16 protein-coding genes are annotated in these 17,599 nt (G+C 75.3%); 5 read left to right on the forward strand and 11 right to left on the reverse strand.

The window, feature by feature from the left end:
• Positions 1-58: 58 nt before the first annotated feature.
• Genes J116_RS02955 through J116_RS02975 form a run of 5 tightly spaced genes read right to left on the reverse strand, consistent with a single transcriptional unit; the run spans position 59 to position 6,185 of the window.
• A complete protein-coding gene (locus tag J116_RS02955) occupies positions 59-856 on the reverse strand; it encodes a hypothetical protein (protein WP_023590846.1) in 798 nt (265 codons plus the stop codon).
• Positions 856-2,142 carry a VWA domain-containing protein gene (locus J116_RS02960; RefSeq protein ID WP_023590845.1) on the reverse strand — a complete coding sequence of 429 codons (1,287 nt, stop codon included), beginning with the start codon at positions 2,140-2,142 and terminating at the stop codon, positions 856-858. Before J116_RS02960 ends, J116_RS02955 begins: the two co-directional genes overlap by 1 nt.
• 37 nt (positions 2,143-2,179) lie before the next feature.
• Positions 2,180-4,288: a hypothetical protein gene (locus tag J116_RS02965; protein ID WP_023590844.1), complete on the reverse strand. Its 2,109-nt coding sequence runs from the start codon at positions 4,286-4,288 to the stop codon at positions 2,180-2,182.
• A gap of 44 nt (positions 4,289-4,332) precedes the next feature.
• Positions 4,333-5,187 (reverse strand): class I SAM-dependent methyltransferase, encoded by an 855-nt coding sequence (locus J116_RS02970; protein WP_028964721.1) that lies wholly within the window; start codon positions 5,185-5,187, stop codon positions 4,333-4,335.
• Positions 5,184-6,185, reverse strand: a complete 1,002-nt coding sequence (locus tag J116_RS02975; RefSeq protein ID WP_028964720.1) for an AraC family transcriptional regulator — start codon at positions 6,183-6,185, stop codon at positions 5,184-5,186. Before J116_RS02975 ends, J116_RS02970 begins: the two co-directional genes overlap by 4 nt.
• Before the next feature lie 98 nt (positions 6,186-6,283).
• On the opposite strand from J116_RS02975, the gene J116_RS02980 reads away from it, so the two are divergent.
• Complete coding sequence (locus J116_RS02980; protein WP_099048139.1) at positions 6,284-7,126, forward strand: Rossmann-fold NAD(P)-binding domain-containing protein; 843 nt, start codon at positions 6,284-6,286, stop codon at positions 7,124-7,126.
• A 153-nt stretch (positions 7,127-7,279) separates the two neighbouring features.
• Here the strand turns inward: J116_RS02980 and J116_RS02985 are convergent, their stop codons facing one another.
• Complete coding sequence (locus tag J116_RS02985) at positions 7,280-7,585, reverse strand: 4a-hydroxytetrahydrobiopterin dehydratase (RefSeq protein WP_023590841.1); 306 nt, start codon at positions 7,583-7,585, stop codon at positions 7,280-7,282.
• A 112-nt stretch (positions 7,586-7,697) separates the two neighbouring features.
• On the opposite strand from J116_RS02985, the gene J116_RS02990 reads away from it, so the two are divergent.
• On the forward strand, positions 7,698-8,516 hold the full coding sequence (locus J116_RS02990) for a helix-turn-helix domain-containing protein (RefSeq protein WP_028964719.1): 819 nt from the start codon (positions 7,698-7,700) through the stop codon (positions 8,514-8,516).
• A 4-nt stretch (positions 8,517-8,520) separates the two neighbouring features.
• Here the strand turns inward: J116_RS02990 and J116_RS02995 are convergent, their stop codons facing one another.
• Positions 8,521-8,934: a hypothetical protein gene (locus J116_RS02995; protein WP_023590839.1), complete on the reverse strand. Its 414-nt coding sequence runs from the start codon at positions 8,932-8,934 to the stop codon at positions 8,521-8,523.
• A 411-nt stretch (positions 8,935-9,345) separates the two neighbouring features.
• A complete protein-coding gene (locus J116_RS03000; RefSeq protein WP_023590838.1) occupies positions 9,346-9,798 on the reverse strand; it encodes a DUF4383 domain-containing protein in 453 nt (150 codons plus the stop codon).
• 231 nt (positions 9,799-10,029) lie between these two features.
• On the opposite strand from J116_RS03000, the gene tdh reads away from it, so the two are divergent.
• The 3 genes from tdh to J116_RS03015 all read left to right on the forward strand — a co-directional run bounded on the left by tdh (position 10,030) and on the right by J116_RS03015 (position 13,334).
• Positions 10,030-11,058, forward strand: a complete 1,029-nt coding sequence (tdh, locus tag J116_RS03005) for an L-threonine 3-dehydrogenase (protein ID WP_023590837.1) — start codon at positions 10,030-10,032, stop codon at positions 11,056-11,058.
• Between the two features lie 46 nt (positions 11,059-11,104).
• A complete protein-coding gene (locus tag J116_RS03010; protein WP_023590836.1) occupies positions 11,105-12,298 on the forward strand; it encodes a glycine C-acetyltransferase in 1,194 nt (397 codons plus the stop codon).
• 97 nt (positions 12,299-12,395) lie between these two features.
• Positions 12,396-13,334, forward strand: a complete 939-nt coding sequence (locus J116_RS03015) for a LysR family transcriptional regulator (protein WP_023590835.1) — start codon at positions 12,396-12,398, stop codon at positions 13,332-13,334.
• 87 nt (positions 13,335-13,421) lie between these two features.
• Here the strand turns inward: J116_RS03015 and J116_RS03020 are convergent, their stop codons facing one another.
• From J116_RS03020 to J116_RS03030, 3 genes are all read right to left on the reverse strand, one after another.
• Complete coding sequence (locus tag J116_RS03020) at positions 13,422-14,840, reverse strand: amino acid permease (RefSeq protein ID WP_023590834.1); 1,419 nt, start codon at positions 14,838-14,840, stop codon at positions 13,422-13,424.
• Positions 14,841-14,908: 68 nt separating this feature from the next.
• Positions 14,909-17,044, reverse strand: coding sequence for a phage holin family protein (locus tag J116_RS03025; RefSeq protein ID WP_023590833.1), 2,136 nt, complete (start codon positions 17,042-17,044; stop codon positions 14,909-14,911).
• 138 nt (positions 17,045-17,182) lie between these two features.
• On the reverse strand, positions 17,183-17,587 hold the full coding sequence (locus J116_RS03030) for a hypothetical protein (RefSeq protein WP_023590832.1): 405 nt from the start codon (positions 17,585-17,587) through the stop codon (positions 17,183-17,185).
• Between the last annotated feature and the right edge of the window lie 12 nt (positions 17,588-17,599).

A 17,599-nucleotide genomic window follows, 5' to 3' on the forward strand; every position in this document is an offset into this window, starting at 1 on the left:
GAAGCGGCGGCCGGGTCCGTGAGGTGCCCGGCCGCCGCCCCGTGTCCGTGCCGTGTGGTCACGGCCTGCCGGGCACCCCCGGGCGGCCGTTGCCACGGGTCAGGGTGTAGCCCCAGATGCCGGCCAGGGCGGCGAGCGCGGCTCCGGTGGCCGTCCACAGCCAGCGCGCCGACCACCAGCCGGACGCCCAGCCGTCCTCGGGCTCCACGGTCGCCGACGAGCCCTGGACCAGCGGCTCGGACAGGCGGCCGTCCACGTCCGCGGCGGCGCCCGCGTCCTCGGCGGAGACGTCGAGCGCCGCGTCGAAGGGCAGGCCGATGTCGGTCGCGGCGAGGCGGGTGGCGGTGAGGCGCACGTAGTACGCGCCGGGCAGCGGGTCGTTCGACCACGGCTCGGCCCAGCCGCGCACGGTGGGCAGGTGGCAGGTGAGCGTGACCGTGCGGGCGTCCGCCGCGAGGGCCCGCGCGTCGCTTCCGTGGGTGCACGCCTGACGGCGGCGCAGCCCGTCGTACACGTCGATCCGCCAGGTCGCGGCGGCGCTGCGGGCGGACGTCTCGGGCAGGGTGACCGTGGCGCGGACGGTGGCCCGGTCTCCCGTGTCGGCGGGGAACTGCCAGTACAGGTAGTCGCCCGTGGACGCCTGGGCGGTGGCGCGCTGGCCGGGGCTGACGGCGGTGGCCGCGCGGAACGACGTACCGGCCTCGGTCGGCGCGGGCGCCTCACCGTCCGTCGCGGCCGTGGTGGGCGTGGGGCTCGCGGCGGCGGCCGTGCCCGGTACGGCGAGACCGCCCAGCAGGGCCGCCCCGGCGAGCAGGGCGGCGGTTGCGGCGGTGCGCGAGGTCCGTACGGTACGCATCAGTTGGTCCTCCAGACGGTGACGCGCCAGCGCGAGATCCAGCCCCACAGCAGTCCGGTGAGGAACCCGGCGACGACGAGCGCGCCGAGCATCCACCAGCCCCGGCCGAGGCCGAAGAAGGCGGTGTCCCCCGCGTCGCTGGGGCCGTCGACGACGGCGACGCTCAGCTCGACGGGCAGGCCTGGCGTGGTCTTGACGCCGGAGGGGGCGGAGAAGGAGTTGCTGACGCGCAGGCAGACCGTCTCGGCGGCGGGCTTGGTGTCCCCGTCGGTGTCGGCGCCCCCGATGTCGGCCTTCGGGTAGCGCAGGCCCGTCGATATGACGTCGGTACGGCCGTCACCTGCGGCCTCGCCGCGCACGATCTCGCGCCCGGCGAGGGTGGAGGCCCGCAGCAGGACGCCGTAGTCGCGGTGGACAGCGCGGTCGGCGGCGACGCTCACCGAGGCGCGCAGTTCCTGGCCCGGCAGCACCTCGACGCGGTACCAGCGGTGCTGGCCGAACGTCTCGCGGTCGGTGTACAGGCCCGGCTGGAGGACGGGCGCCTTGGCGCAGCCGTCGGCGCCCTCGGTGGCGACGGGCGTGAGCACCGGCTTGGCGGCGCGGTCCACCAACTGGCTCACTCTGTCCGACAGTTCGTCGGTGTGCTGGACGGAGGTGTACGTGCCGCCGGTGGCCTCGGCGATGCAGATCAGCTGGGCGCGGGTCTTGGCGTCCGGGACGAGGCCGAGCGTGTCGATGGTGAGGTGGATGCCCTTGGCGGCGATCTCCCGGGCGACCTGGCACGGGTCGAGGGGCGCGCAGGTGTCCTCGCCGTCGGTGATGAGGACGATCCGGCGGGTGGCGTCGCCGCCCTCCAGGTCCTTCGCGGCGCCGAGCAGCGCGGGCCCGATGGGCGTCCAGCCGGTCGGGGTGAGCGTCGCGACGGCGGCCTTGGCCTCCGTACGGTCGAGCGGGCCGACGGGGTAGAGCTGCCGGGTGTCCTTGCAGCCCTCCTTCCGGTCCTTGCCCGGGTAGTCGGCGCCGAGGGTGCGGATGCCGAGCCGCACCTCGTCGGGCACGGCGTCGAGCACCTCGTTGAACGCCTGCTTCGCGGCGGCCATCCGGGACTGGCCGTCGATGTCGCGGGCCCGCATGGACCCGCTGACGTCCAGCACCAGTTCGACCTTGGGCGGTTCCTTGGCGGCCGGTTCCCCGGCGTCGGCCCGGGCGGCCACCGGGGAGAGGCCGCCCGTCAGGGTGACCAGCAGGCCGCACAGACCGGCCGCCAGTCGCTTTCGTGTGATCATCGACGGATCATAGTGACGGCGCCGGACCGGCCCCAACTCACCGTCGCGGCCCGACTCCTTCGAGCATCCGCCGCATGACCGGCACGGGCAGGCCCGGGTTGACGGCGGCGTCGGACAGGGTGGTTCGGTCGCGCAGCAGCCGCACGAGGGCGCGGGCGGGCAGGTTCGGGTTGCGCGCGGCGGTGACGCGGACCCCTTCGTGCACGTCGTCCAGGAGCCGTACCGCCGTGGCGGGCGACAGCCTGGGGTCCTCGGCGGCGCGGCGTCGCACCTCGGCGGCCGGGTCGCGGCTGAGGCGCTCCACCAGCTCCGGCGTGGATTCCGGGTCGTCCGGGGCGAGGCGCCGCATGCGGGGGCTGGGGTCGTCGGCGTACCGGAGCAGGTCGGCGCGGGGGAAGTTGGGGTGGCCGCGCGGCCGGTCGGGGTGGCTGAAGCTGCCGTCCCACCAGCGCCACACCTCCAGCAGCAGGTCGGCCGGCGCGTCGTCGCAGGACTCGGCGAGGAACAGCCGTACGGCCCTGTCCTCGTCGCGCGCGAGCCGCTCGGCCACGTCGGGCGGGAGGCGCCGGGCGCGGGCGGCGCCGCCCCGCAGCAGGGGGTGCGCGGAGGCGGCGCAGCGGCGCATCGCGTCGGGGTCGTCGTGGAGGGCGGCCACCCAGGGCAGGGTGCGGCGCATGGCGCGCGCGTCGAAGGCGTACGGGACGGACGCCCGCTGCTCCTCGGTGAGTTCGGGCCGTACGGACACGGCGAGGCGCACGGCGTCGTCGGGGTCGTGGCCGAGCGCGGCGACCAGGTCGGGCGGAAGGTGCGGGTTGGCGGCGAGGTGTTCGCGCACGTCCCGGTCGGGGTGGGCGGCCAGGTGCTCGGCGAGGTCCCGCTCCAGGCGGCAGCGGCGTACGGCCTGCTCGCCCAGGTCCTCGGCGTCGTGGAGGGCGCGGGGCAGCGGGTGCTCCTCGTGGTGGGCGAGGAGGGCGGCGCGGCGCGCGACCGGGGCGGGATCGTCCAGGAGGCGGCGCCGGGCGGGCGGGTCGAGGTGCTGCCAGGCGGCGGGGCAGGCGGCGGCCCGTACGGCGGGGACCGGGTCGTCGGCGAGGGCGGTGGCGAACGGCGCGGGCAGACCGGGAAGTTCGGCGGCGGCGGCGCGTACGGCGGGGTTCGGGTGGGTGGCGAGCCGCTCGTACGTGTCCGGGGCCAGGTCGGCGCCGATCCGGGCGGCCCACTCCACCAGGAACTCCAGGCGGCGTGGCTCGGGCGGCGCGCAGAACAGCGCGTGCCATTGGCGGGGCGTCAGGTGAGCCCCCGCTTCGGCGAGTTCGGCGCGGACGCGCCAGTCGGGGTGGGAGGCGAGCGTGTCCGTCAGGGCGGGCGAGAGGTCTCGTCGGCGGGGCAGGGACCCCACGCGGAGCTGGACGATCCGCAGCAGCACGTCGTCGGGCGCGGCCCGGTTGAAGCCGAGCCATTCGGCCCAGGCGAGGCGCAGTACGTCGTCGGCGGCCACGTGCCGGAAGAGGCCCGCCCAGGCCGCGTCCCGCTGCGCCGGGGTCTCGGCGGCCTCGCTCCGGGCGGCCTCCTCGCGCCGCTCCCGCAGCCGGTCGAACGCGACCAGCCGGACGCCGTCGCCCGTACGGCACGCGCCCAGCAGGGCCGAGCCGTCCCGGGTGACGGCGACGAACCGCCCCCGGTCACGCACCAGGAGGGCCGCCGGACTCCAGCCAGGGCCCGGCAGGACCCGGCTCCAGACGAGCGGGACGTGGCGAACGGCGGCGGCGACGAGGAAGGTCCCGTCACCGCCCGGGAGGCCGCCGTCCGGGGGCCCACCGCTCAAGGGCGCACCGTCCGAGGGCCCACCGCCGGTCCCTCCGCCCGCGATCCCGAACTCGGCGGCGGTCCGGGCCCAGTGGGCGTCCACCTCGTCGTCCGCCACCAGGTGTACGGCCCCGCCACACCAGGCCCCGCCAGGCGCCCAGGCCCCGCCAGGCGCCTCGGCCGTGACGCGCAGGGCGGCTTCCGGCGACGGCAGGTCCGCCTCGAACGCGCCGTACGGCTCCCCGGCACCGACGCCGCCCGTGATCTCCAGGCCGGCGCCCTCCAGCAGGGCGGCGAGCCGGGCCGCGGGGGTATCGGGGGTCGTGGGTGCGTTCGTCATGGCGCCCATCCTGACGGGTGGCGGGCCGCCGGGGTACGCCGGGTTCAGGAGGCGCGGCGGGCGGTGTGCACCGTGCGGGCGACCAGGAGGTACAGGTCCGGGCGGTGGTGGAGGCCCGCCGGGTCGTCCGGGTCGAGGAGCCGGTCGAGGGTGGCGCGGTCCTCGTCGGGGAGCCGTTCCGCGACGCCGTCGCGGATGCGCGTGAACACGGTGACGACGTGCTCGCGTACGGCGGCGGGCGCGGGCGCCGGGATGTCCAGCAGGAACGTACGCGTCCCCGCCGGTACGAGCCCCGCCGAGGCGAGCAGCGCGGCCCAGTCCTCGGTCTCCTCGCGGGCGCCCGGCAGCGCCGCCCGCATCTCGCCGAACCAGCCGGCCTGCGCGGCCTCGATCCGGGCCTCCAGGCCGGGCCGTCCGACGCCGATGTCGCGCGGCAGGTGCCGCGGCGGGAGGCCGCCCTCCACCAGGGCGAGCAGTCCTCCGGGGCGCAGCCGCCGGGCGAGGCCCTCAAGGGCGGCCCGCTGGTCGCCGATGTGGTGGACGGACTCCCCCGCCCAGATCAGGTCCGCCTCACCCAGCTGGTCCATGTCGGCGGGGAGTTCAGCGCGCTGTGTGGTGACCCGGCCGCCGAACGCGGCGGTGCGTTCGCGGGCCCGTTCCAGCAGTTCCGGCGTCGCGTCGACGGCGACGACGTCCGCGTACGGGAACGTCTCGGCGAGGAGGCCGGTCAGGACGCCGGGGCCGCTGCCGATGTCGAGTACGCGCCGGGCGGCGCCCACCGGCAGCAGCCCGGTCAGCCAGGACGCGGCCTGCCGGTACAGGGGGATGCGCAGTTCGGCGCCGTGCTCCAGCAGCGGGAGCATCGCGGTCCAGTCCATGTGCGTGTGGTCGTGGGTCATGGGGACAGCGTGCTGGCCGGGGCCGCCGACGGCGAGGAACCGTGCCGGTCCGGCAACTTTCCGGCGTACGCCGAGCGGTACTCCTGCGGACTGACGCCCCGGACGCGCTTGAACGCGGCGCTGAACGCGAACGCGCCGCCGTAGCCGACCCGCCGGGCGATCCACTCCACGGTCCGGTCGGTCTCCCGCAGCAGGTCCGCGCCGAGCGTGAGCCGCCAGCCGGTCAGGTACGCCATCGGCGGCTCCCCCACCAGCTCGGTGAACCGGCGCGCCAGCGCGGCCCGCGACACCCCCGTGCGGGCGGCGAGCGAGGCGACCGTCCAGGGGTGCGCGGGCTCGTTCTGGAGCAGCCGCAGCGCAGCGCCGACGACGGGGTCGCCCATGGCCAGGTACCAGGCGGGCGCGGCGGCGTCGGGGCGGGCGAACCAGGCCCGTACGGCGGCGATCAGCAGCAGGTCGAGCACCCGGTCGAGGACGACGCTCTGGCCGGGCGCGTCCCGGCTGATCTCGTCCTCCAGGACGGGTGTGAGCGGACAGGTCCAGGAGTCGGCGGGCAGGTGCAGCAGGGGCGGCAGCGCGTCGAGGAGGCGGCGGCTGACCTCGCTCTCCATCCGGTAGGTGCCGACGAGGAGGCTGTCGGGCCCGTCGTGGGCGTTGCCCCAGGTGCGCACGCCGAGGCGCATCGACTGCTCCAGCGGCTCGCCGTGCAGGGTGTGGCAGGTGCCGCCGGGGCCGATGAGGGCCTGCGGCGGGGTGCCGGGGTCGCCGCAGACGGTGTACGGGGCGGGGCCGCGCGCCAGGGCGGTGTCGCCGGGCCGCAGCCGCACGGGGGCACCGCCGCCGTCGGGGACGATCCACGCCTCGCCCCGGCTGACGCACATCAGGCACAGCGGCGCCCGGTCGTCCACCCGCACCGACCAGGGCGGGGCCATGACCATCCGCAGCAGGAAGGCACCACGGGCGCGGGGTCCGTCGAGGAGTCCTGCGAGCGCGTCCATGCCGGTGAGCGTAGCCGGGGCGCGGCCCTGGACGTTCGCGTAGGCGGTCGAGCTTCCGGGACATGGCCGGGGCGAGGCGCGGCCGGGAGTCTGGACGCATGACACGGATCACGGATGTGAAGACGGTGCTGGTGACGGCGGCGACGGGGAAGACCGGGCGCCGGGTGGCGGAGCGGCTGGCCGCGCGGGGGTTCGCGGTACGGGCCGGGTCGCGGAGCGGCGGGACGCTGTTCGACTGGGAGCGGCCGGAGACGTGGGGGCCCGCGCTGGAGGGCGCGGAGCTGGCGTACGCGGCGTACTACCCGGACCTGGCGGCGCCCGGCGCGGTGGAGGCGCTGGCCGGGTTCGGGCGGCTCGCGGCCGGGGCGGGGGTGCGGCGGGTGGTGCTGCTGTCCGGGCGCGGGGAGCCGGAGGCGGCACGGGTGGAGGAGGCGCTGCGGGTCGCGGTGGGGAGCGGGGTGGAACTGGCCGTGGTGCGGGCGGCGTTCTTCGTCCAGAACTTCACGGAGGGCGCGCTCGCGCAGGGCGTGGCGGCGGGTGAGTTCACCTTCCCCGCCGGGTCGGTGGCGGAGCCGTTCGTGGACGCCGACGATGTGGCGGACGTGGTGGTGGCGGCGCTGACGGAGGACGGGCACGCGGGCGCGGTGCACGAGGTTTCGGGGCCGCGGCTGGTGACGTTCGCGCAGGCGGCGGAGGAGCTGGGCGCGGCGGCGGGCCGGGACGTGCGGTACGTGCCCGTGTCGGAGGAGCGGTACGCGGCGGAGCTGGCCGGGTACGGGCTGCCGGAGCCCCAGGCGGCGTGGCTGGCGGGGTTGTTCGCTTCGCTGCTGGACGGCCACAACGCGTCGGTGACCGACGGGGTGCGCCGGGTGCTGGGGCGTGAGCCGCGGGACTTCGCCGACGCGGTGAAGGCCGCGTTCGCCCCGGGCGCGGGGGCGTAGGGCTCCGGGTGTCCGGGGACGTGCGGCACCCGGGCGTACGGGGCCGGGTGTCCGCGTTCGCGCCGCTCGGGCGCCCGGGTGCCGTGCGGGTTCGCGCGCGGGAGGCGTGAACCGGCCGTCGGGGCTTACCGACGGGGAAGCCCCGACGGTCCGTCAGGAGGCGCCGTGCGCGGCGGCGACGGCCTCCACCCGGGCGGCCAGTTCGAAGTCCCGGCCGGTGACGGCGTCGCCCGCGTCGTGGGTGTTCACCGCCACGGCGACCGTGTTGTAGCCGAGGGTCAGGTCGGAGTGGTGGTTCAGCTCGTCCTGCACGCGGGCGACGTGGACGACCATCGCGGCCGCCGCGAAGTGCGAGGCGAGCCGGTACGTACGGGTGATCCGGTCGTCGGCGAGGGACCAGCCGGGCAGCTCGCGCAGCCGGTCCTCGATCTCCTTCCGCGACAGCGGTTCGGTGGGCATGTCCCGTGCTCCTTGTCGGTTCGTGCCGGTGACGGCGGCGACGGTCCCGACCCTACGGTCCCGGTGCCCGCGGCCCGTGGTCAACACGGCCGACTGGGCTACCGTCTGCGGTATGACAACTGTCGCGACGGTCACGGGCGTGGGGGCTCTGCTGCGGGACTGGCGGGAGCGGCGGCGGCTGAGCCAGCTGGAGCTGGCGCTGCGCGCCGATTCGTCGGCCCGGCACATCTCGTTCATCGAGACGGGCCGGTCCCGGCCGAGCGAGGAGATGCTGCTGCGCCTGGCCGAGCACCTGGACGTGCCGGTACGGGAGCGCAACGCGCTGCTGCTGGCGGCCGGTTACGCGCCCCGGTACAGCGAGTCGGCGCTGGACGGCCCGGAGCTGGGCCCGCTGCGCGAGGGCATCGACCGGCTGCTGTCGGGCTACGACCCGTACCCGGCGATCGTGGTGGACGGGTCGTACGCGGTGCTGGCCGCCAACCAGGGCGCCGGGCTGCTGCTGGACGGGCTGCCGGAGCACCTGCTCCAGACGCCCAACGCGATGCGGATCACCCTGCACCCGGAGGGCCTGGCGCCGCGCATCCGCAACCTGCGGGAGTGGCGCGGGCACCTGCTGGCCCAGATGGAGCGGCAGATCGCCCTGGACCGCTCGGAGCGGCTGCGACGCCTGTACGAGGAGGTCACGGCGTACCCGGTCACCGGCGGTGACGACGGTGAGGCGACGGTCGGCGGCGAGGAGCCGTACCCGTACTTCGCGCTGCCGCTGCGGATCGAGGTGGCCGGGCGGGTGCTGTCGTTCGTGTCGTCGATCTCGACGTTCAACACGCCGATGGACGTGACGGTCGCCGAGCTGGCCATCGAGACGTTCCTCCCGGCCGACGCGGCGACCGCCACGTTCCTGCGCACGCTGCCCCTGCCGGCGCCGGGCTGACCGCTCAGCGGCCCGCGCGCAGCGCGCTCCACTGGAGGACCGCGAACCCGGCGACGGTCAGGGCCTGCGCCGGGATCCACACGGCCCCGGCGGTGCTGGGCTCCAGCCAGGCGAACAGCGCGACGAGGCTGAGCACCGCCCACAGGACGTTGGCGTCCACGACGGCCGTCACGGCGCGGGCTGCCGGTGCGCGCCGGGAGGCGAGCACCCCGACGGCGGCGGCGAACACGACGAGGAACACCCCCAGCCCGGACAGCAGCGGGGCGTCCACCCCGAGCAGCCGCCCGAGCGGCCCGGACGCGGCGACGTAGGCGACGCCGTTGGCCCCGGTGACCACGGCGTCGAGACCGAGGAAGCGGCGCAGCATGACCTGCGGCTCAGTGGTACGGGAAAGCCCGGCGAGCAGGGTCTGGGACATGGCGGATCGCCCTCCATCGAGGTCGTACGGGTCACGGGGTGGTGCGAGGGCCGGACACCGGGCGGAGTGCGCCGCCCGGTGTCCGGCACGCACCACCCTGCCGGGCAAGCGGCGGCGGGTCGATTACCCCTGGGGTAATCGACCCGCCGTCGCCCGCCCGTGGCCGGCCTGTGCTCGCCGCTGCCTGACGTGACCGCATACGCGTGCGCACGCGCCGGATCGCGCGTGCGCACGACCAGCTTGGCGCGCGGAAGAGGCTTTCCGCGCGCCGGTGCCCGGTTCACCGCGCGATGGTCCAGGCGCTCGCGCAGAGCGCCGCCGCGGTGACGAGCGAGGCGACGTTCACGCACCGCCGCCCCGCCCGCCGGGTCGTTGCGCCGTCCGCCGTGGCGGCGGGGGGACGAGGCTGTCCTACCGGCTCGTGACGCGGCCGGTGCCCCTGGTCAGCAGCACGCCGAGGGCGATCATGCCGATCCCCAGGACGAAGTGCAGCCAGTTGTCCGCGCTGTTCACGGGGATGAAGTTGGCGGCGCTGTCGTGGTCGATGATCAGACCGTAGAGCCACAGCACCAGATAGACGACACCGCCCCAGATCAGGTACTGGCGGGCGGTGGCGGCCGCGCGGGACATGGCGATCCCGGCGAGGCCGAACAGCAGGTGCACGATGTTGTGCAGGACGGACACCTGGAACACGCCGAGCAGCTTCGCCTCGGAGTGGTGCTCGGCGAACTTCATCGTGTCGTAGTCCGTCGTGATGCCCGGGATGAAGCCGAGGACGCCCACCAGCAGGAACACCGCGCCCACCAGCAGCGCGGCCTGCTGCACGTGGGTCCGTGCGGCGGGCGTACGGGAGTGACTTGCCATGAGCCGACCTCTTTCTCACGGGGCGGCGGGCGCCGCCTCGGGCTCTCAGAGGGCGACTACCCCTCACCCGCCGTCCTAGCCCGGTCCGCCGCCGCTCGGCTGCAGGTCACCCGGTTGGCGGGGCGCGTGAAGCTGGGCTGTGGGACCGCTTAAGAAAACCTCGATGGACGGGGGGCGTCCGGATGGGCAGATTGGTCGCGTTCACCACTCTTTCCCGCCTGGAGTCGCGCGATGAAGGCCCTTGTCAAGCAGAAGGCCGAACCCGGCCTGTGGCTGATCGACGTTCCCGAGCCCGAGACGGGGCCCGGCGACGTGCTGATCAAGGTGCTGCGCACCGGTATCTGCGGGACCGACCTGCACATCCGCGCCTGGGACGGCTGGGCGCGGCAGGCCGTGTCCACGCCGCTGGTCCTCGGGCACGAGTTCGTCGGCGAGGTCGCCGCGGTCGGCTCCGACGTGCGGGACATCGCCGTGGGCGACCTGGTCAGCGGCGAGGGGCACCTCGTGTGCGGCAAGTGCCGCAACTGCCTCGCCGGGCGCCGTCATCTGTGCCGGGCGACGGTCGGCCTGGGTGTGGGCCGGGACGGGGCGTTCGCCGAGTACGTGGCGCTGCCCGCGTCCAACGTGTGGGTGCACCGGACGAAGGTGGACCTCGACATAGCGGCGATCTTCGACCCGTTCGGCAACGCGGTGCACACGGCGCTGTCGTTCCCGCTCGTCGGCGAGGACGTCCTGATCACGGGCGCCGGGCCGATCGGCATCATGGCCGCCGCCGTCGCCCGGCACGCCGGTGCGCGCAACGTCGTCATCACCGACGTCAGCGAGCCGCGCCTGGACCTCGCCCGCAAGGTCGGCGCCACCCTCGCGGTGAACGTGGCGGAGACGAGCATCGCCGACGCGCAGAAGCGGCTCGGCCTGCGGGAGGGCTTCGACATCGGTCTGGAGATGTCCGGCCGCCCCGAGGCGATGCGCGACATGGTCGCCAACATGACGCACGGCGGGCGCATCGCGATGCTCGGCCTGCCCGCCGAGGAGTTCCCGGTGGACTGGTCCAAGATCGTGACGTCGATGATCACGGTCAAGGGCATCTACGGCCGGGAGATGTTCGAGACGTGGTACGCGATGACGGTGCTGCTGGAGGGCGGCCTCGATCTGAGCCCGGTCGTCACCGGCCGGTACGCGTACAAGGACTTCGACGCCGCGTTCGACGAGGCGGCCACGGCCCGCAGCGGGAAGATCATCCTCGACTGGACCGCGTGACGGCCCGCCCCGCCCCCGTACCTCTTTCCTCCTAGGAGTACCTCTGATGTTCGAGTCCGTACGCGACGAGCTGCGCGCCACCCTCGACGAGATCCGGGACGCCGGACTGTACAAGCCCGAGCGGGTCATCGGCACCCCGCAGTCCGCGTCCGTCGCCGTGACGGCCGGCGGCGCGCCCGGCGACGTGCTGAACTTCTGCGCCAACAACTACCTGGGCCTCGCCGACCACCCCGAGGTCGTCGCCGCGGCCAAGGACGCCCTGGACCGCTGGGGCTACGGCATGGCGTCGGTGCGGTTCATCTGCGGCACGCAGGAGATCCACAAGGAGCTGGAGCGCAGGCTGTCGGCGTTCCTCGGCCAGGAGGACACGATCCTGTACTCCTCCTGCTTCGACGCCAACGGCGGTGTCTTCGAGACGCTCCTCGGCGCGGAGGACGCGGTGATCTCCGACGCCCTGAACCACGCGTCGATCATCGACGGCATCCGCCTGTCGAAGGCCGCCCGGTACCGGTACGCCAACCGCGACATGGCGGAGCTGGAGGCGCGGCTGAAGGAGGCGTCGGGCGCGCGGCGGCGGCTGATCGTCACCGACGGCGTGTTCTCGATGGACGGCTATGTGGCGCCGCTGCGGGAGATCTGCGACCTCGCCGACCGGTACGACGCGATGGTCATGGTGGACGACTCGCACGCCGTCGGCTTCGTCGGCCCCGGCGGCCGCGGCACGCCCGAGCTGCACGACGTGATGGACCGCGTGGACGTCGTCACCGGCACCCTCGGCAAGGCGCTGGGCGGCGCGTCCGGCGGCTATGTGGCGGCGCGCGCCGAGATCGTGGAGCTGCTGCGCCAGCGCTCCCGCCCGTACCTGTTCTCCAACTCCCTCGCCCCGGTGATCGCCGCCGCTTCGCTGAAGGTCCTCGACCTGCTGGAGTCGGCGGGCGACCTGCGGGAGCGGCTCGACGCCAACACGAAGCTGTTCCGCACGCGGATGGCGGAGGAGGGCTTCGAGATCCTGCACGGCGACCACGCGATCGCGCCCGTGATGATCGGTGACGCGGCGAAGGCCGGGCGGATGGCGGAGCTGCTGCTGGAGCGCGGCGTGTACGTGATCGGGTTCTCGTACCCGGTCGTACCGATGGGCCAGGCCCGTATCCGGGTGCAGCTGTCGGCGGCGCACTCCACGGCGGACGTGGAGCGCGCGGTGCGGGCGTTCGTGGACGCCCGCACCGCCATGGAGGGCTGACGGCCGCGTCGGGCATGACCGCCGCGGCCAGGGGGCCGAAGACCGCCGCCTCCTGTTCGCGTGCCGCCCGGGGACGCGGACGGGTGACAATGGCAGGGTGATCGACCCCCGCCGGCTGCGCATACTGCGGGCCGCGGCGGACCACCGTACGGTGACCGCCGCCGCCGCCGCGCTGTACCTCACCCCGTCCGCCGTCTCCCAGCAGCTCGCCGCGCTGGAGCAGGAGACCGGGCACACCCTGCTGACCCGCAGCGGCCGGGGCGTCCGGCTCACCCCCGCCGGGGAGATCCTGCTCCAGCACGCCAACGAGGTGCTGGCGCAGCTGGAGCGGGCGGAGGCGGAGCTCGCCGCGTACGCGGACGGTACGGCGGGCGAGGTGGCGGTCGCGGCGTTCGCGACGGGCATCGCGGAGGTGCTGGCCCCGGCGATCGGGCGGCTCGCCGACACGCACCCGGGCATCCGGCTGCGGGTGCGGGACGCGGAGGGCGACGAGTCGCTGCCGCTCGTCCTGGACGGCGAGGCGGACCTGGCGCTGGCCGTGGAGTACCGGGGCGCGCCGCGCGACGGCGACCGGCGCCTCGCGCGGGTGCCGCTGTACGCGGAGCCGTTCGACGCGGTGCTGCACGCGGGCCATCCGCTGGCGATGCACCCGGAGGTGGCGCTGGCCGCGCTCGCGGAGAGCGACTGGATCGGCCAGTCCCCGGGCAACCCGTGCCACGACATGGTGCTGCTCGCCTGCGAGCTGGCCGGTTTCGAGCCGCGGCTCGTGCACGTGTCGGACGACTTCCGCGCGGTCGCGGCGCTCGCGGGTGCGGGTGCGGGGGTGGCGCTCGTGCCGCGCTCGGCGCTGCGCGGCATCGAACTGAAGGACGTGGTGGTCCGTCCGGTGGCCGGTCCGGCGGCGTTCCGCCGGGTGTTCGCGGCGGTACGGCGCGGGGCCGAGGAGCATCCGCTGATCCGGCCCGTGCTGGACGCGCTGGCGGGGTGCGCGGCGGGTCTCTCCGCGCCGGGTCGGGCCGGGCACGGCACGGACTGACATCCCGGGTTCGCGCTTCCGGCCCCCGGCGCCGCACGGGGCGGGGGCGTCACCGCGGCACGGCCCGGCCGGCCGTGGCGCCATGCGTCACACGGCGTCGGCGGCGCGGTCCCCGCGGGCCGACATCCACGCGTACACGAGGACGCCCGCGAAGAGGAACAGCACGCCCTGGTAGACGGCCGCGTACCCGGAGCCTGCCACCAGCCACATCGAGAAGCCCGACGCGAGTGCGGCGAGCACGCCGTCGCGGACGAGGCGGCCGCCCCGGACGCGGTCGCGCCGCCCGGACAGCAGGAAGTAGATCTGCGCGGCCGTGGAGAGCAGGTACGGGACGGTCGCCGTGAAGGTGGTGACGAGGACCAGGGTCTCGAACACGCCCTCGGAGCCGACCGTGTAGTTGTAGACGGTCAGCAGCGACGCGAGGATCACCGTGACGAGGACGCCGACCGTCGGGACGCCGCGCTTGCGGCGGGCGAAGGCGCGCGGGAACAGGCCGTCGCGGGCGGCGGCGTACGGGGTCTGGGCGCTGAGCAGCGTCCAGCCGTTGAGGGCGCCGACCATCGAGACGAGGGCCATGCAGGCGATGGCCGTCCCGCCCCACGTGCCGCCGAACATCGCGTCCACGGCGTCGGAGAACGGCGCCGACGACTCGACGAGCCGGTCGTGGGCGACCGTGCCGAACACGGCGACCGTGCCGAGCAGGTACAGCGCGGCGGCGCCGAGCGTGCCGAGGACGGTGGCGCGGCCCACGTTGCGGCGGGGGTCGCGGACCTCGCCCGCGCTGACGGCGGCGGACTCGACACCGAGGTAGCTGAACAGCAGGATCGCCGCCGACGCGGAGATCGCTCCGAGCGCCCCCGAGTCGCTGCCGTGGAACGGGCCCAGGTTGTCCGCGTCGAAGAAGAACAGCCCGCCCACCGCGACCAGCAGCAGCGGGACGAACTTCAGGACGGTGGCGACCAGCTGCACGGCGCCGACGTAGCGGGTGCCGGCGAGGTTGGCGAGGGCGGGCAGCCACTGGACGGCCAGCGCGGCGGCGATGGTCGCGGCGACCGAGCCGTGGAGCGGCAGCAGCACGTCCAGATAGCCGACGGCGGCGACGGCGAGGGCGGCGTTGGAGACCCAGGCGGTGATCCAGTACGACCAGGCCGACAGGAACCCGGCGAAGTCGCCGAACGCCTCGCGGGCGTACACGTACGGGCCGCCGGTGCGCGGGTGGCGCTCGGCGAGCCGCCCGAAGACCAGGGCGAGGGCGATGGCGCCGACGGTGAGGACGGCGAACGCGACGAGGCTGATCGTCCCGTACGGCGCGACGGATGCGGGCAGCAGGAAGATGCCGCCGCCGATGATGTTGCCCATGACCAGGGCCGTGGCGACGGGGAGGCCGAAGCGGCGGGCGTGCCTGCCGCCGTCCGCGCCCTCGCCCTCCGGGCCGCCGGGGGGCGCCGCGTGCTGAGTGTCCTGCCCGGTGGGGGTGCCGGTGTCCGGGGTGGTGACCGTGGTCATGAGGGGTGGTGCGCCTTTCTCCGTACAAACGTTCACCATGCTGGCGTACGGCGAAACAGCGCTCCAAATCACCCGTTTTTGTCCGGCGCGAGCCCGTCCCCAACCGGAAGAGTTTCATCCGCTTGCCGTCCGGGCGGTGATTCCTGCGCGGCTGTGACCCGCGTCCCGGAAGGCGGGACCCCATCCGGGCCGCGTCCTTCCTCCAGCCAGCGCCGCAGCACCCGGTGCACGGATTCCGCGCCCACCAGCTCCTCCCCCTCCGCCACCGGCGCGGACAGCTCGCGCGGCCACAGCAGGAACGCCTCCGACTGGCCGCCGCCGAGCCCGCCGTGCGAGCCGATCTGGTCCTCGAAGGCGTGCACCCGGTCGGTCTCCGGGCCGTACATGGAGTTGACCATGATGTCCGCGACGTGCGGGAACGTGTCGGTGCGGCGGATCGCGACGGCGGCGCCCGGCCCGAACGCGGCGAGCGGCCCCACCCCGTCCGCCAGCTCCGCGACCGGCGCCTCGTACCCGTCGGCGCCCAGCACCACCGAGCCGTGCCGCTCGGAGCGGACCAGCACGAAGCCGATGCCCGGGTGCCCGGCGAGGGTCCGCAGCAGCCCCGGGTAGCGGTGGTCGATCTCCTCCCGCGACATCCGGTGCGGCACGTCCGGGAACGACACGAGCCCCAGGTTCCCCGACGCCAGCACCACAGGGCCCGCGCCGCGCGCCGGGCGCTCCCCGCGCCGCTCCCCCTCGACCGGCCGGTGCAGGGCGCTCAGCAGCGCGTTGCGGGCCTCGGCGCCGCTGGCGCTGTGCCGGGCGCGCCGGGAGACCGGCAGTCCGCACCCGGCCCGTACCAGGTCGCGCAGCGTCAGCCCGTACGCGCTCTCGAAGGTCTCGCCGAAGCTCTGGCCGTGGTCGGAGAGGAGGACGATCCGGTACGGGCGCGGGGCGTGCGCGGCGGCCTTCGCGATCAGCTCGACGGACCGGTCGAGGCGCGTGAGGACCTTCGCGGCGTCCGCGCTGTACGGCCCCGAGTGGTGGGCCACCTCGTCGTACGCCACGAGGTCGGCGTACACGGCGGTGCGCCCGGCCAGCACGTCGCCCAGCACGGCGGCGACCACCACGTCCCGCTCCACGACCGTCGCGAAGGCCCGCACGAACGGGTACACGCCGCCGCGCGGCACGCGCGGAAAGTCGCCGCGCAGCCGGGCGGCGAGCGACTGGCAGACCTCCCGGGCGACCTCCGCGACGAACGACATGGCGGTGCGGGTGGCGTTGGCGGGGTCGCGGAAGTAGGCGAAGTACCCGGCGCGGGAGCGGGTGCCGGGGCCCCGGCGGCCCGACACGGACAGGACCAGGGCGAGCTGGTCGGCGCCGCCGCTGAACAGGTTGCCCCGGCCGGCCCCGTCGTCGGCGAGGAGCCCGGGGTCGCCGGTGCGGGCGGCGGCGCGGCGCTGGAGCTCGACGGCGCTGGCGGGCCGGTTGCTCACCATCAGGCGGCCGGTGTCCTTCTCGTACCAGCGGAACGCGGGCACGTCGTGATTGGTGCCGTGCAGCAGGGCGAGCTGGCTGGCGCCGGTCTGGCTGGACCAGTCGGTGCGCCACGGGGCGAGCCGGTGCGTCGTGCCCTCCCAGGCGGCGAGCGTCGGCATGAGCCCGGCGTCCAGGGCGTGGCGCAGCACGCGGTGGCCGACGCCGTCGAGCTGGAGGAAGACCGTGCCGGGCGGGGCGTCGGGGCGGGGGGTGGTGCGGCGGCGCCCGGCGAGCCGGTACAGGCGGCGTCCGTAGGCGTCGTCGTCGCGTACGGCGAGGGCGGTGGAGGTCGCGGACGCCACGGCGGACATCACGGCGGCCACGACGACGGCGTTGTCCGGGTCGGCCTCGCCGCGCCCGTCGGGGATCAGCCAGAGCGCGACGAGCAGCAGCGAGCCGTTGAGGAAGAAGACGAGCACGCCGAGGACGAGCGCGGGGACGAGCAGCAGCGCCCGGACGACCAGCGGCCACACGAGCGCGCCGAGCAGGCCGAAGGCGCCCGCGCCCCAGGCGGCGGTGACGGCGGTGCGGGTGACGCTGTCGCCGTCGTCGGACTGGAGCCGGAAGTCGGGCAGGGCCCCGGCGAGGACGAGCAGGGTGAGGGCGGAGACGGCCCATACGACGACGACCCGCAGGGCGGCGCCGCCGAGCGCGCGCCACCGTCCGCCTCCGCCCACGACCACGCCATCCGCCTCTCGCCGCTGCCGTCCGGAGCTCCAGCGTGGCACACGGCACGGCCCGGGGGCGGGCGCGCCGGGCGCGGCCCGGGGTCGTGGGACCGGCGCGCGGGCGCGGCTCGTGGGGCCCGGCTCGTGAGGCGGTCAGCAGCCGTCGTAGCCGGCGGTGGGCATGGAGAGGCGGCGGTGCACCCGCGCCTTCATCTCCGTGTCGTACGACGGCTCGTCGAGTCCCGCCGTCTCCAGGCGCACCCCGCGCCGCTCGCACTCGGCGAAGAAGTCCCGCGCCGACGTCAGGGCCCGGTCGAGGACGCGCTCGTTGGGCGCGACGAACAGGTCCACCGCGCCCTCCTCGACGTCCGCCCACAGCGTGCGGTGGTCCGGGCGCAGCCCGTAGAACAGCAGCTGGCGGATGACGACATAGCCCTTGCCGGCGGCCCAGCGCTCGCACATGGCGTGCTGGCTGCGCGTATCGACCAGGAACGGGTCGCTGTCGAGTTCTTCGAGCGGCGTCATGCTGGCGATCGCCGCCACGCGTACGTCGTCCATGGGCCGACCCTA

Source organism: Streptomyces thermolilacinus SPC6 (assembly GCF_000478605.2).
Taxonomy (GTDB): Bacteria; Actinomycetota; Actinomycetes; order Streptomycetales; family Streptomycetaceae; genus Streptomyces; species Streptomyces thermolilacinus.

Bases quoted from the DNA above. Each gene is read 5' to 3' on its own strand.
- J116_RS02985 (WP_023590841.1), bottom strand. From the start codon at position 7,585: ATGCCCACCGAACCGCTGTCGCGGAAGGAGATCGAGGACCGGCTGCGC.
- J116_RS02965 (WP_023590844.1), bottom strand. From the start codon at position 4,288: ATGACGAACGCACCCACGACCCCCGATACCCCCGCGGCCCGGCTCGCC.
- tdh (WP_023590837.1), top strand. From the start codon at position 10,030: ATGAAGGCCCTTGTCAAGCAGAAGGCCGAACCCGGCCTGTGGCTGATC.
- J116_RS02990 (WP_028964719.1), top strand. From the start codon at position 7,698: ATGACAACTGTCGCGACGGTCACGGGCGTGGGGGCTCTGCTGCGGGAC.
- J116_RS03010 (WP_023590836.1), top strand. From the start codon at position 11,105: ATGTTCGAGTCCGTACGCGACGAGCTGCGCGCCACCCTCGACGAGATC.
- J116_RS02970 (WP_028964721.1), bottom strand. From the start codon at position 5,187: ATGACCCACGACCACACGCACATGGACTGGACCGCGATGCTCCCGCTG.
- J116_RS02975 (WP_028964720.1), bottom strand. From the start codon at position 6,185: ATGGACGCGCTCGCAGGACTCCTCGACGGACCCCGCGCCCGTGGTGCC.
- J116_RS02955 (WP_023590846.1), bottom strand. From the start codon at position 856: ATGCGTACCGTACGGACCTCGCGCACCGCCGCAACCGCCGCCCTGCTC.
- J116_RS02960 (WP_023590845.1), bottom strand. From the start codon at position 2,142: ATGATCACACGAAAGCGACTGGCGGCCGGTCTGTGCGGCCTGCTGGTC.
- J116_RS02995 (WP_023590839.1), bottom strand. From the start codon at position 8,934: ATGTCCCAGACCCTGCTCGCCGGGCTTTCCCGTACCACTGAGCCGCAG.
- J116_RS02980 (WP_099048139.1), top strand. From the start codon at position 6,284: ATGACACGGATCACGGATGTGAAGACGGTGCTGGTGACGGCGGCGACG.
- J116_RS03000 (WP_023590838.1), bottom strand. From the start codon at position 9,798: ATGGCAAGTCACTCCCGTACGCCCGCCGCACGGACCCACGTGCAGCAG.
- J116_RS03030 (WP_023590832.1), bottom strand. From the start codon at position 17,587: ATGGACGACGTACGCGTGGCGGCGATCGCCAGCATGACGCCGCTCGAA.
- J116_RS03020 (WP_023590834.1), bottom strand. From the start codon at position 14,840: ATGACCACGGTCACCACCCCGGACACCGGCACCCCCACCGGGCAGGAC.